This window comes from Streptomyces sp. NPDC046759 (assembly GCF_040645475.1).
Taxonomy (GTDB): Bacteria; Actinomycetota; Actinomycetes; order Streptomycetales; family Streptomycetaceae; genus Streptomyces.
Genome location: NZ_JBEYYJ010000015.1, coordinates 107200 through 120284, shown reverse-complemented (window position 1 = coordinate 120284; position 13085 = coordinate 107200). Strand labels below are relative to the sequence as shown.

At 71.4% G+C, this 13085-nt stretch carries 7 protein-coding genes and 1 pseudogene; 5 read left to right on the top strand and 3 right to left on the bottom strand.

Features of this window, described 5'->3' with window-relative positions; translation table 11 throughout:
* Positions 1-289: 289 nt before the first annotated feature.
* Together ABZ919_RS21350 and ABZ919_RS21345 are read left to right on the top strand one after the other, a co-directional pair.
* On the top strand, positions 290-1279 hold the full coding sequence (locus tag ABZ919_RS21350) for a hypothetical protein (protein ID WP_361249993.1): 990 nt from the start codon (positions 290-292) through the stop codon (positions 1277-1279).
* Positions 1280-1383: 104 nt separating this feature from the next.
* Positions 1384-3030, top strand: coding sequence for an APC family permease (locus ABZ919_RS21345; RefSeq protein WP_361249990.1), 1647 nt, complete (start codon positions 1384-1386; stop codon positions 3028-3030).
* Between the two features lie 31 nt (positions 3031-3061).
* Here ABZ919_RS21345 and ABZ919_RS21340 read toward each other — a convergent pair whose 3' ends face one another.
* On the bottom strand, positions 3062-4897 hold the full coding sequence (locus ABZ919_RS21340; protein WP_361249987.1) for an arabinofuranosidase catalytic domain-containing protein: 1836 nt from the start codon (positions 4895-4897) through the stop codon (positions 3062-3064).
* 275 nt (positions 4898-5172) lie between these two features.
* Between ABZ919_RS21340 and ABZ919_RS21335 the strand changes: the two genes are divergently transcribed.
* Together ABZ919_RS21335 and ABZ919_RS21330 are read left to right on the top strand one after the other, a co-directional pair.
* Complete coding sequence (locus ABZ919_RS21335) at positions 5173-8067, top strand: lectin (RefSeq protein WP_361249984.1); 2895 nt, start codon at positions 5173-5175, stop codon at positions 8065-8067.
* A gap of 78 nt (positions 8068-8145) precedes the next feature.
* Positions 8146-9309 (top strand): PP2C family protein-serine/threonine phosphatase, encoded by a 1164-nt coding sequence (locus tag ABZ919_RS21330; RefSeq protein ID WP_361249981.1) that lies wholly within the window; start codon positions 8146-8148, stop codon positions 9307-9309.
* Here ABZ919_RS21330 and ABZ919_RS21325 read toward each other — a convergent pair whose 3' ends face one another.
* Together ABZ919_RS21325 and ABZ919_RS21320 are read right to left on the bottom strand one after the other, a co-directional pair.
* Entirely contained in the window at positions 9310-10122 is an 813-nt protein-coding gene (locus ABZ919_RS21325; protein ID WP_361249978.1) for a maleylpyruvate isomerase family mycothiol-dependent enzyme, read from the bottom strand.
* Between the two features lie 134 nt (positions 10123-10256).
* Positions 10257-10808, bottom strand: a pseudogene (locus ABZ919_RS21320) (PP2C family protein-serine/threonine phosphatase); the annotation flags it as partial.
* Positions 10809-10954: 146 nt separating this feature from the next.
* Here ABZ919_RS21320 and ABZ919_RS21315 point away from each other — a divergent pair.
* Positions 10955-13018: a SpoIIE family protein phosphatase gene (locus ABZ919_RS21315; RefSeq protein WP_361249975.1), complete on the top strand. Its 2064-nt coding sequence runs from the start codon at positions 10955-10957 to the stop codon at positions 13016-13018.
* The last annotated feature ends 67 nt before the right edge of the window (positions 13019-13085 follow it).

Genomic DNA, 13085 nt, shown 5'->3' with positions numbered 1-13085 from the left:
GTCACGCACCGCGATCCACTCGTGCAAGGCGGGATGCACGGCTCTACTGCGTCACTGCCGGCCCCGCCCGATGCGGAGGTAATCGGCCTCTCTGCTCCGGCCGACCACACCTGACGGTAAGACAGACGGGGTCGCCCAGGGATCAGTTGTGGCCATGTGGCAACCGGATACGGCCGTGCGCGCTGTGCCGGGCGCGACCCACGGGCTTATGGTGAGCCCTCACTCGCGTCCGTTCTGAGGGGAACCGATGGAGCCCGGGACCAGGATCGTGCGATGCGCCGCCGTCTGCGTGGCAGCCCTTCTGCTCTGTGCCGGCCTCACCACCACGGCTTCCGCCCGGACCGGCACAGCATCCGCCGCCGGCACGGCATCCGCCGCCGGCGCGGCGGCCGGCCCGAACCCGCTCGCCGGCCGGCTCGACGCCTACTGGACCCCGGCCCGTATGGCGGCCGCGCTGCCCGCCGACATCCGCGAGGGCACCGGGCCCGGTACGACGGCGACCGGTGCGGCCCCCGCGGTGGACGGACCACGGCCGGGCGAGTACATCCCTCCCAGCAGGAGCTTCGACGGCATCCCGCAGACCGGCACCTTCTTCTGGACGGATGCTTCGGGAACCGGCCGCACCTGCAGCGGCTCCGTCGTGCGCAGCCCAGGCCATGACCTGGTGCTGAGCGCCGGCCACTGCCTGAAGGGGTACGCGGGCGCCTCGCCCAGGCGCCACCTGGCCTTCGTCCCGCAGTACCACGACAGCCTCAAGCCGTTCGGGGTCTTCCCCGTGCGCACCGACGGCGTCTACGTCCCGCAGCAGTACTACGACCTGGGGGAACACGCGGGGGCCCGATACGACTTCGCCTTCGCGGTCACCGAGCCCAATCAGGACGGAACACTCCTGGAGGACGCGGTCGGCGGGGTACGGCTGCTCACCGGGACGGGCTACTACCACGTGCCGGTACGGATGATCGGCTACCCGGCCGGAGCGGAGAAGCCCCTGGAGTGCTGGAGTTGGACCACCCGGTGGGACAGTGACGACCCGGCCGATCCGGGTGTCTTCCCGCGCATCGCCTGCGACGCCTTCGTGGGCGGGACCAGCGGCGGCCCCATGCTCGTTCCGTGGCCCGGCGGATGGGCGGTCATCGGAGTGATCGGCGGCTACCACACCGGCGGCAACACCCCGCAGATCTCCTACAGCGCCTACTTCGGCACCGCCGCCCGGGCCCTCTACCGCGCGGCGGTCACCGGCACCCCGCCGGCCGGCCCGCGCCCCGCCCCCGGCTCCTGAGGGCAGCGCGGCGACGCAGGAAAACGGTGCCTGCACGGTGAGCGCCATGGTCGCGTCAGCGTGGCACGATAGTGATGCATCTCACCCTATCGAGGGGGTGGACCATGGCCGTGTCAGCGGCGTCACCCGGTCCGAAGACCCAGAAACCGGGGCTCCGGCGGGAGATTGGCTTCGTGGGCCTCATCTGGGCCTCGGAGGGGTCGATCATCGGTTCCGGGTGGCTGTTCGGCGCACAGGGCGCCCTGGCGTCGGCCGGCCCGGCGGCGATCATCTCGTGGGCCATCGGCGGCGTCGCGATCCTGATCCTCGCGCTCGTGCACGCCGAACTCGGCGGCATGTACCCGGTCTCGGGCGGCACCGCCCGGTTCCCGCACTACGCCTTCGGCGGCGCCGCCGGCGCGTCGTTCGGGTGGTTCTCCTGGCTGCAGGCGGCCACGGTGGCGCCCATCGAGGTGCTGGCGATGATCACATACGCGCAGCACTACTCCTGGGCGAGCGGCTGGGAGAAGGTCAAGGGCGGCGAGCACGTCCTCACGCCGCCCGGTATCGCCGTCGCGGTGGGCCTGATGGCGGTCATCACCGCCATCAACTTTCTCAGCATCCGGTTGCTGGCCCGCACCAACAGCGCCGCGACGTGGTGGAAGGTCGGCGTTCCGCTGCTGACGATCTTCGTGTTCGCCATCGCCCAGTTCCACACGAGCAACTTCACCGCGGCGGACGGTTTCAACCCCTACGGGGCCAAGGGCATCCTGTCCGCCGTTTCGACCAGCGGCATCATCTTCGCCCTGCTTGGTTTCGAGCAGGCCGACCAACTCGCGGGCGAGAGCGCCAACCCCAAGCGTGACATCCCGCGCGCGGTGATCGGGTCGATCCTCCTCGGCATCGTCATCTACATCCTGCTGCAGGTCACCTTCCTCGCGGCGCTGCCCGCCTCCCAGATCGGCAGCCACTGGGCCAATTCCGCGTTCACCGCGCTGAGCGGGCCGTTCGCCCAGGTCGCCACGCTCATCAGTCTGGGCTGGCTGGCCACGGTCCTCTATCTCGATGCCGTGATCTCCCCCGCCGGCACCGGCCTGATCTACATCACCGGCTCCTCCAGGGTCTCCTACGGTCTGAGCCGGAACGGCTACGTGCCCTCCGCGTGCGAGGCGACCAACCGGCGGGGCGTGCCCTGGGTCGGACTGATCGTCGCCTTCGTCATCGGCTGCCTCTGCTTCCTGCCGTTCCCCAGCTGGCGTTCCCTGGTCGGGCTCATCACCAGCGCGAGCGTGTTGATGTACGCCGGTGCCCCGCTCTCCTTCGGGGTCTTCCGCAACCGGCTGCCCGACGCCCACCGGCCCTACCGGCTGCCCGGCGGTGGCGTGCTGTCGCCGCTCGCGTTCATCGTCGCCAACCTGCTGATCCTGTGGTCGGGCTGGACCACCGACTGGAAGCTGGGCGTTGCCATCCTCATCGGTTACGTCATCCTGGTCGCCAACCGGTTGTTCAAGCTGAACCCCATCACTCCCGAGCTCGACCTGCGGGCCGCGCAATGGCTGCCGGTCTACCTGGTGGGCATGGGCCTCATCGTCTATCTGAGCGACTTCGGGCCGCTCGAGCACCCCTGGTTCCCGCTGTGGTGGGACATCGGCGTCACCGCCGCGTTCAGCCTCGTCATCTACTACTGGGCCCTGGCGGTCGCCCTGCCGGGCGAGCAGATCCAGCGGCTGGTCGACCAGGTCGTCGTACCCGAGGAGGAGCACGTCGTCTGACATCCCGGCGGACCGTCACGGCGGACCGCCGTCAGCCGAGCCGGAACTTCTGCGCCGCGGAGCCGTTGCAGTCCCAGATCTGCAAGCGGGTGCCGTCGCCCGTCGCGCCACCGGGCGCGTCGAGACACCGCCCCGACTGCGGATTCAGCAGCGAACCGTCACCCTGCTGCACCCACTTCCTACCGCCCACACCGTTGCAGTCCCACAACTCCACCTTCGTGCCGTTCACCGTCCCGTTGCCATCGACGTCCAGGCACCGGCCCAGCGTACGCAGGCTGCCGTCGGCGAAGTGCGCCCAGTGCTGGTCCTCCGCCCAGGACTGGCAGCCCCACAGCTGCACCGCCGCCCCGTCGGCACCGGTGTCGTCACCCGCCACGTCGACGCACGTACCGCCGGGGCCGGCGACCGGGGCACCCCCGTCGACCGAGAACTTCTGCGCCGCGGAGCCGTTGCAGTCCCAGATCTGCAAGCGGGTGCCGTCGCCCGTCGCGCCACCGGGCGCGTCGAGACACCGCCCCGACTGCGGATTCAGCAGCGAACCGTCACCCTGCTGCACCCACTTCTGACCGCCCACACCGTTGCAGTCCCACAACTCCACCTTCGTGCCGTTCACCGTCCCGTTACCATCGACGTCCAGGCACCGGCCCAGCGTACGCAGGCTGCCGTCGGCGAAGTGCGCCCAGTGCTGGTCCTCCGCCCAGGACTGGCAGCCCCACAGCTGCACCGCCGCCCCGTCGGCACCGGTGTCGTCACCCGCCACGTCGACGCACGTACCGCCGGGGCCGGTGATGGTGCCCTGGGGGCCGTTGGGGACGTTCGTCTCGCCAAAGTAGCCGACGGAGACGATGTTGGCCTGGACCGCGTTCTCCGCGGCGTCGGTCGGATAGCCGGCGACCATCACGCCCTCGAGGAAAGTGCCCATGTTCCAGTTGCTGTTGTCGCCTCCCGTGCCGAGGATGATGCCGCCCTCCTGGTGCATGGGCCGATAGCCACCGCGGGTGGGCAGGGCGCCGTCCCACCAGGTCGTGAGCGGGCCCGACTGGGCGTCGCCGCCCTTGAGGGCGTACCTCGTCTGCCCGTTGTTCTTCAGCACCGCCGTCACGAAGGTGCTGCCGTTGCCCCGGTTGGCGGTGTTGGAGCCGTTGTCGCCCTGGAACATCCCGTTCTCCAGGTCGGCCTCGACCCAGGGCCCCGAGCCGGTGCAGGGCGCGAAGTAGCAGGTGGTGGCGAGACTGACCGCGTCCATGTGGCCGTTGCCGGTGTCGGCCGGTGAGCTCTCGGCGTTGCCGTAGTCGAAGCAGCAGGCGGAGCCGACATGGGTGCCGCCGGCCACCATGTAGGTGCCCTCGGGTTGTCCGTCGACGGCGACGCCGGAGGCGGCCCCCGTGTACCGGTAGCCGACGCCCGGCGAGATCCAGACGCCGTATGCCTTGTGTCCGCCGGCGGTGACGGCGATCTCCGAGGCGTCCGCGCCGCGGTCCGCGCCCATGCCGGAGGTGCCCGCCGGGCCCGGGGTGAGGTCGTTGTGCCGGGAGGTCTGGTCGTAGATCTTCGTGATGGTGCAGGTGGTGTCCGCGCAGAACCGGTCCTGCTGGGTGGCGTCCGCGTAACCGCCCGCAGACAGCGGCGCGATGTCGGCGCCGACTCCGTCGGAGGCACGGACGACCCGGTACAGCGGGCCGGCGTAGGAGGCGAAGAGCGCGCGCACCGTGCTGTGCGCGGCGACGCAGGGGGTACCGGCACCGCCGTAGATGTCACAGGGCAGCGCGTTTGCGGCCTGTGCGGGTCCGGGCAGGCCGAGCAACGCGCCGAGGACGAGGCCGATGACGGCCAGGAGCGACGCGAGCGATCTGGGGCTTCCGCGCATGCTGGGCTCCTCGATGGGGGGGGTGATTGCGGCTCGGGACGGTCGAGTCGGAGCGCCGGGGCGGCCGCTGCGGAACGTACGCACGCCTGGTGATTGCCGTCAAGATTTGTGGCTTTGGCCTTATGAAAAGTTCTGAAATTGCGCCAAGTTGTCATCCGCACAAAGGAGGTGACAATGTGTCAGATAAACGGCTGGTTCTGTATCGCGCGTCCTTGACAGCGGAGACTGAAGGGGCAAGCTTCGGGACAACGAGTCTCGAAGGGAACATGGTCACGATGGTGCCGTTCCGCCTTCTGTCCGTGCTGGCCACTGGCGCCCTGGTCGTGGGCGCCGCCTCCGCCCCCGCCCATGCGTCCTCCGCCTCTCTGGCGCCGGTCACCGATCCGGCCTCCTACGTCAACCCGTTCATCGGGACCTCGCACGCCGCCGACGACTTCCCCGGGGCCGACACACCGTTCGGAATGGTCCAGTGGAGCCCCGACACCAGTCCCCACCGGCCGGACGGCGGGGGCTACGAGTACGGCGACTCCGCCATCACCGGCTTCGGTCTGACCCACATCGCGGGACCGGGCTGCCGGGCCGCCGGTGACATCCCGGTGCTGCCGACCGTGGGTACGGTCGACACGGGGGCGACCGACAGCTTCTCGCACGCCAATGAGTCCGCCACGCCCGGCTCGTACACCGTGTCCCTGGACAACGGCGTCAAGACGGAACTGACCGCCACCACCCGCAGCGGCATGGCCCGTTTCACCTTCCCGTCCACCAACCGGGCGAACCTCGTCTTCAAGCTGACGGGCAGTGAGAACGGCGACACGGCCGCCGAGTTCGACGTGGTGAACGACAAAGAGGTCAGAGGCAAGGTCACCAGCGGTAATTTCTGCGGCGAGGGCAACTCCTACACGGTCTACTACGACATGGTCTTCGACCAGCCGTTCCGGCACAGCGGCACCGCGCTGGCCGCCGCCACGCCGACCACGCCCAGGAGCAACGCCTCCCCCAGCGCCCCCGAGGCGCGGAACAGGCCGGTGCTGCACGGCACCGCTCCCCGTACGGCCCACACCTTCGCCCCCGCGGCGAGCGGCTCCGACGGCTACGTCACGTTCGACACCACCACCCACCGGACCGTTCAGGCCAAGGTCGGCATCTCCTATGTGTCCACCGCCGGCGCCGTGGGCAACCGCCAGGCGGAGAACGCCGGGTGGGACCTGGCCAAGGTGCGCGGCGCGGCGTACGCCTCGTGGAAGTCCCTGCTCGGCCGGGTGCGGATCGCCGGCGGGACGCCCTCGCGGCAGACCGTCTTCTACACCGCGCTCTATCACGCGCTGCTGCACCCGAACGTGATCAGTGACACCAACCGCCGCTATCCCGGCTTCGACGGCAAGACCCACACCGTCGACTCCGGCCACGGTGCCGCCTACGCCAACTACTCGGGCTGGGACGTCTACCGCTCGCAGGCGCAGCTCGAAGCCCTCGTCGCCCCGCGGACCGCCTCCGACACCGCCCAGTCGATGGTCGACGACTACCGCCAGACCGGCCTGTTCCCCAAGTGGTCGGAGAACAATGGGGAGACCCATGTCATGGTCGGCGATCCCGCGGACGAGATCATCGCCGACTACTACGCCTTCGGTGCCCGCACCTTCGACACCGCCACCGCGCTCAAGGGCATGATCGCGAACGCCACCGCACCCAACGACAACCGGCCCGGACTCGCCTATCTGGAGCAGCTGGGCCGACTGCCCAGCAACGGCAAGTACGGCTGCTGCAACTTCTACGGGGCGGCCTCCACCACGCTCGAGTACGACGCGGCGGACTTCGCGATCTCCGCCCTCGCCGGTGCCCTCGGGCACACGGCGGACCAGCAGCGGTTCACGGACCGGGCGCAGGACTGGCAGAACCTGTTCGACCACGGCAGCGGATTCGTCCGGCCGCGCGACGCGTCGGGTACCTGGACGGCCGGGTTCTCGCCCACCTCGGGCAAGAACTTCGTCGAGGGCGACTCCTGGCAGTACACGCCGATGGTGCCGTTCAACGTGCACGGGCTGGCCACCGCCATGGGCGGCGACGCGGCCATGGCCAGATACCTGGACACGGACCTGTCCTCCCTCACCGGCGCCGGCGGATACACCGACCTGGGCAACGAACCCAGCCTCAACATTCCCTGGGAGTACGACTACATCGGCCGCCCGTACCAGACGCAGAAGGTCGTCCGGCAGGTCCAGGACCAGATCTGGACCGACGGCCCCTCCGGTCTCGCGGGAAACGACGACCTGGGCGAGATGAGCTCGTGGTACGTGTGGTCCGCCCTCGGCATGTATCCGGAGACCCCCGGCACCGCCGACCTCGCGCTGGGCAGCCCGCTCTTCCCCCAGGCGGTGATCACCCTGCCGTCCGGCCGGACCCTCACGATCAACGGCACCGGCGCGGCGGACGACGCTCCGTACGTGCAGTCGGCCACCTGGAACGGCACCGCCTGGAACGCGGCACACGCGCCCGACGGCGCCCTGTCGGCCGGCGGCACCCTCACCTATGTGCTCGGCAGCACCCCCGACACCTCCTGGGCGTCGGACCCCTCCGCCGCTCCGCGCTCCTACCCGGGAGCGCCCTCCTTCACCGACGTCGGGACGTCCGGCGACACCGCCGCCGACTCGGCGAACTTCGACGGCGCCGGCTCCAGCTACTCGGCGCACGCGCTGGCCACGGCGGGCGTCACCCCCGGCTCCAAGGTCACCGTCGGCGGGATCACGTTCACCTGGCCCCAGGTGGCACCGGGCGCACCGGACAACTACGAGGCGAACGGGCAGACGGTCAGGGCGTCCGGCTCCGGCAGCATCTCCTTCCTGGGTGCCGCCAACAACGGCCCGGCCTCCGGCACCGCGACCGTCACGTACACGGACGGCACGACCCAGTCGATCGCCCTCGGCCTGTCGGACTGGACGCTGAGCGGGGGCACCGCCTCACCGCTCGCCGACAACGCGGTCGCCGTGACCATGCCCTACCGCAACCATGCGGGCACCGCCTCCGACAGCACCAGGACGTATGTGTTCGCCACCGCGCCGGTGGCACTGAGCCCGGGCAGGACGGTCAGCAGCGTGCGTCTGCCGTCCGACGTCGCCGCCGGGGGCCTGCACGTCTTCGCGATCGGCTTCGGGACCGGCGCGAAGGCGCGCTGACCGGCGCCGGCCGGCGGAACATGCCGTTGAGTGGAGCAATCACCGGGCTACGGGGCGGCGCCGCACCAGGCTGGTCGGGTGACGCACGAGCGGACCGGCCGGGAGCCGGAGGACGGCGCGGTACTCCAGCCCCGGCTGCCGGCACCTCCGATGTGGCTGCGCTGGCTGCCGCTCCTGTACGTCGCCGGCGTGCTGGTGCTGGAGCCGGTCACGCCCGTGGACTGGCCGGTGAGCTTCCTGCTCATCGGCGTGCCTTTGGTGGCGGCCTTCTCGTACGGCCCCCTCGGGGTCGCCAGCGCCACGCTGTTCGCCATCGTCTTCGAAGGGGTCCTGGCCGGCACCCCGTGCTGTGCGGGCCGCTCCGTCGGCTATCTGTTCGACCGCCACTACGTCGCCTCCTACATCTGTACGGCCCTGGTGGGCGGCCTCGGCACGATCCTGGCCGCCCACCGGATCCGGCGGGAACGCACACTCGCGGACCTGCGGTTCGTGGCCGAGGTCGCGCAGCGCGTCCTGCTGCGGCCCGTGCCGCACCGGATGGGCGATCTGGTGCTGGAGAGCCTGTACCTCTCGGCCGCCGCCGAGGCCCGGATCGGCGGCGACCTCTACGAGGCCGTCCCCACCCCCTTCGGGGTCCGCCTCGTCATCGGCGACGTCCGCGGCAAGGGGCTGCTGGCCGTCGAGACCGCCGCCGCGCTGCTCGGGGCGTTCCGCGAGGCGGCGTACGACGAACCCGACCTGCTCGCGTTGACCGGCCGGGTGGACACGAGCATGTGCCGCAGGGCGCAGCAACTCGGCGGGAGCGAAACGGAGGAACGGTTCGTCACCGCGATCTTCGCCGAGGTGCCCGCCGCGGGCGGGGTCGTGCGCGTCGTCAACTGCGGCCATCCGCCGCCGGTCTCGCTCCCCGCCGACGGTGACGTGCGCGAACTGGACAGCGGGCGGCCGGCTCCGCCGCTGAACCTGGGCATGCTGGTCGAGGACCCGTACCACGTCGAGACCTATCCGTTCCGGCCCGGCGACCGTCTGCTGCTCTACACGGACGGGGTGACGGAGACCCGGGACGCGGAAGGCGCCTTCTACCCGCTGCTCGAGCGCCTGCGCGCATGGGGTCCCCTCCCACCCAGGGAACTACTGGAACGGCTCCACGACGACCTGTTGGCATACAGTCACACCGGCCTTCAGGACGACACGGCCGCGCTCGCCGTCTGCCTGCTGCCCGAGGAGCCGCCGACCGGCTGATCAGAAGGCGGTGTGCGCGAACCAGTTGTCGAGGACGGCGGCCTTCCCGGAGACCTCGAAGGCGGACTCCTGAGCGGACCGGCGCCCGTAGAGGAGGAGCAGCAGATCAGCCGCCCCTGCGCGCACCGCCGCCGTGGCCGGTCCGGCGTCGGCCTCGCCGTCGCCACGCGGCAGCAGACGGAAGCCGTCCGGGTCCAGCCGCATCCGCCACTCCTCGCCGTCCCCGCCGTCGGCACCGGGGCACCGGAACGCGAGGGTCTCGCCCTCGCCGCGCAGCTTCGTGACACCGGGGGCGAAGACACCCGCGTAGGGGAGGTTGACCAGGAACTCGTCCACGCCGTCGGCCGCGAGCACCGGGTCGACGGCCGAGGGCAGGCCGACGGCGCGCTCGGCGTCCACGCGGTGCACGAGCGTCTCGAAGAGCATCCGGCGGGCCCAGAACCGTGCGTGCCGGTCCTCGCCCCACACCCACATCGGCGCCTCGGGGTCGGTGTCCCGCAGCACGGCCGCCACATCGGGCACCCCGGCTGCCACCCAGTCGGCGTACTCCCGCGGGTTCTCGGGCAGCCCCAGCTCGACGTCGCGGCTGCGGGGCGGCTCCTGCACCAGCCGGGTCAGCAGCGTGCCGAACCAGCGCTGCAGCGCGCCCACATGCCGGGCGAGGTCGGCCAGGGTCCAGTCGGGGCACGAGGGTACGGCGTCCGCCGGGTCGGCGCCCCGGACCACCTCGGCGAAGCGCAGGGTCTCGCGGGCGACGGCCTCGCGGTAGGTGTCGTACGGCAGGGGATGCCCCGCCCTGTTCGTCGCTGCCATCGCCGCCGCCGTCCTGTTCTGTCCTCTGCAGGGATTCCGTCCGGGCCAGTCTGGACGCTGGAGTCCACTCGAAGGCAAATCCGGGTGTCAGCGGATCTCCTGTTCGGCACAGATGATCTTCCCGTGGCGAGTTCCTCGCCGAGGCCCCACTCCTCGACCTGGCGGGTGGCACGGGCGCACAGGTCGCCGACGGACGCCGGGTCGGGGAGCACGTCCCAGGAGGCGACCTGGTCGGCGCGGAGGGCGTGGGCGCGGGTCAGGAGCAGTGCGATGTCGTCGCGCTGCGGCACGGGCAGGAGCTTGCGCACGGCGGACATGCACAGCGCGTCCAGGTCGTCCCCGGTAAGGGCGAGGATCTCGCCGAGCCGGGACATGCCGCGCTCCAGGTCGTGGTCGTGGCCCTTGATGAGACCGTTGGTGCAGAGGCCGAAGAGGCTGTTCTCGGCCAGTTCGATCTCCGTGGCCTCGAAGGCCATTCCGCCGAGCCCCAGCGGGGGACCGGCGGGCATCTCCGGGAGGTGGGCATGTCCGTCCGGGGTCACGACGACGGGCGGCGGGTGGCCGGCCCGGGCCAGGGCGCACCGCCGGGTGTCCGGGTCGTAGACGGCGTACAGGCAGGTGGCGCCGATGAAGGTGCTCCGGGTGGCCGTGCCTGCGGCGGCCTCCTCGCCGCTCAGCCGTGAGACGGCTGCCGTGCGGGACTGGTGCGAGTGGTGAGCGTGGGCCCGGGCCCGTCCCCGTGGGGTTGGGTCCGGACCGGGCCGGAGGGACCATGGAAGCACCGGTCGGCAGCGCCCGCGCGGGCCCGCCCGGCCGTGGAGGTGAACCCGGCATGGCAGTCGACTCCTTCGACACCGGCCACGGGAAGCAGGGCGTCGAGCCGTCCCGGCCGACCGGGCTGCTCGACGTGCTGAGCGTGGCCGCCGTGGCCCTGGACAGCAGCGGCCGCATCGTCTTCTGGACTCCGCAGGCCGAGGAGCTCTTCGGCTACACGGCGCAGGAGGCCCTCGGCAAGCCCGCGGCGCGCCTGCTCGTCCACCCCGAGCACCTGCAGTCCGTGATGAGCCTGTTCACCGAGGTGCTGGAGACGGGCCGGGGCTGGGCCGGGGCGTTCCCGGTGCGGCACAAGGACGGCAGCAGCCGGCTGACGGAGTTCCGGACCATGCGGCTGCTGGACGACCTCGGGGACGTGTACGCCCTGGGCATCGCGGCCGACCACACCCTGCTCCAGCGGGTGGAGACCGACCTGGCCCTGTGCGAGCAGCTGATCAACCAGTCCCCCATCGGTCTGGCCCTCCTGGACCCGGATCTGCGCTATCTCCTGGTCAACCCGGCGCTGGAGCGGATCGACGGCACCCCCGCCGGGGACCACATCGGCCGTCACCTGCGGGAGACGCTGCCCTTCCCGGACGTCGACACCGTCGAGTCCGCCCTGCGTCAGGTGCTCGCCACCGGTACACCACTGCTGGACCAGTACCACGTCGGCCGTCCCCAAGCCGATCCCGGCCACGAGCACGCCTGGTCGCTGTCCTTCTACCGCCTGGAGGACCCCGTGGGCCGGGTCCTGGGCGCTGCCGCCTCGGTCGTCGACGTCACGGAGCGGCATCACGCGGCGGCCGAGGCCGACCGGGCGCGGCGGCGCCTGGCGCTCATCGCCGATGCCTCCGCGCGGGTCGGGACCACGCTGGACGTGGATCAGACGGCGCGTGAGCTGGCGGAGATCGCCGCGCCGGCGCTGGCCGACGTGGTCGCCGTGGACATCCTCGACTCCGCCCTGTCCTGCCGTCGGGTACGCAGGGACAACGGCCCCGAGCTCTTCCGTTCCCTCGCGCTGAAGGCGGCCCGTCCGACGGTCGCGCTGCGCGCCGCCGACGCGCCGGGCGACGTCGCCGCGTACGAGGGCGACCGCCTGGTCACTCTGTGCGTCCACACCGGCCGGCCGGTCCTGGTGCCGCAGGTCGGGCCGCGCGACCTGCCCCGCATCGCCCGGGACGCCGAGGCCGGCGCCCTGCTCGCCGAGGCCGGCGTCCACTCGTACCTGGCCGTGCCGCTGATCGCCCACGGCGAGGTGCTCGGCGCGCTCGATCTGAAGCGGACGCACAATCCGGCGCCGTTCGACGAGGACGACATCCTGCTGGCCGCCGAGCTCGCCGGCCGGGCCGCCGTGGCGATCGACAACGCCCGCTGGTTCCAGAGCGTGCGCAATACGGCCCTCACGCTCCAGCGCAGTCTGCTGCCCGAGCACTCCCCGCACCACCCGGGCCTGGAACTCGCCTCCCGCTACCAGCCCGCGCAGGCCACCAGCGAGGTCGGCGGCGACTGGTACGACGTCATTCCGCTGGCCGAGGACAAGACCGTCCTGGTGGTGGGCGACGTCATGGGCAACGGCATCGACGCCGCCGCCACCATGGGCCGGCTGCGCACCGCCACCTGCGCCTATGCGGATCTGGACCTCGCCCCCGGCGCGGTGCTCCAGCACCTGGACAAGATCACCTGCGATCTGGAGCACTACATCGTCACCTGCCTGTACGCGGTGTACGACCCCCACACCGGGCAGTGCAGCATCGCCAACGCCGGGCACATGCCGCCCGCGCTCGCGCGGCCGGGCGAGACGCCGAGGCTGCTGGACCTGCCGGCCGGCGCACCGCTCGGCGTCGGCGGCGTCCGGTTCGAGACCACGGCGATCGAGCTGCGTGCCGGCGATGTGCTGGTGCTCTACACCGACGGCCTGGTGGAGACCCGTCAACACCCCATCGACGACCGGCTGAACGCCCTGCTGGACCTCCTCGACGAGCCGCACAGGCCGCTGGAGGAGACCTGCGACGTCCTGTTGCACGGACTCCGCCACCCCGACGACCACGACGACGTGGCCCTGCTCATCGCCCGGGCCCAGTAGACAGCGCCGCGCCCCTTCCCTGAATCGTGTCCGGTGGTGGACACTCCGCGCACGGACCGACGCCGTC

Coding starts and splice junctions, on each gene's coding strand:
- ABZ919_RS21345 (WP_361249990.1), top strand. CDS start 1,384: ATGGCCGTGTCAGCGGCGTCACCCGGTCCGAAGACCCAGAAACCGGGG.
- ABZ919_RS21340 (WP_361249987.1), bottom strand. CDS start 4,897: ATGCGCGGAAGCCCCAGATCGCTCGCGTCGCTCCTGGCCGTCATCGGC.
- ABZ919_RS21335 (WP_361249984.1), top strand. CDS start 5,173: ATGGTGCCGTTCCGCCTTCTGTCCGTGCTGGCCACTGGCGCCCTGGTC.
- ABZ919_RS21325 (WP_361249978.1), bottom strand. CDS start 10,122: ATGGCAGCGACGAACAGGGCGGGGCATCCCCTGCCGTACGACACCTAC.
- ABZ919_RS21315 (WP_361249975.1), top strand. CDS start 10,955: ATGGCAGTCGACTCCTTCGACACCGGCCACGGGAAGCAGGGCGTCGAG.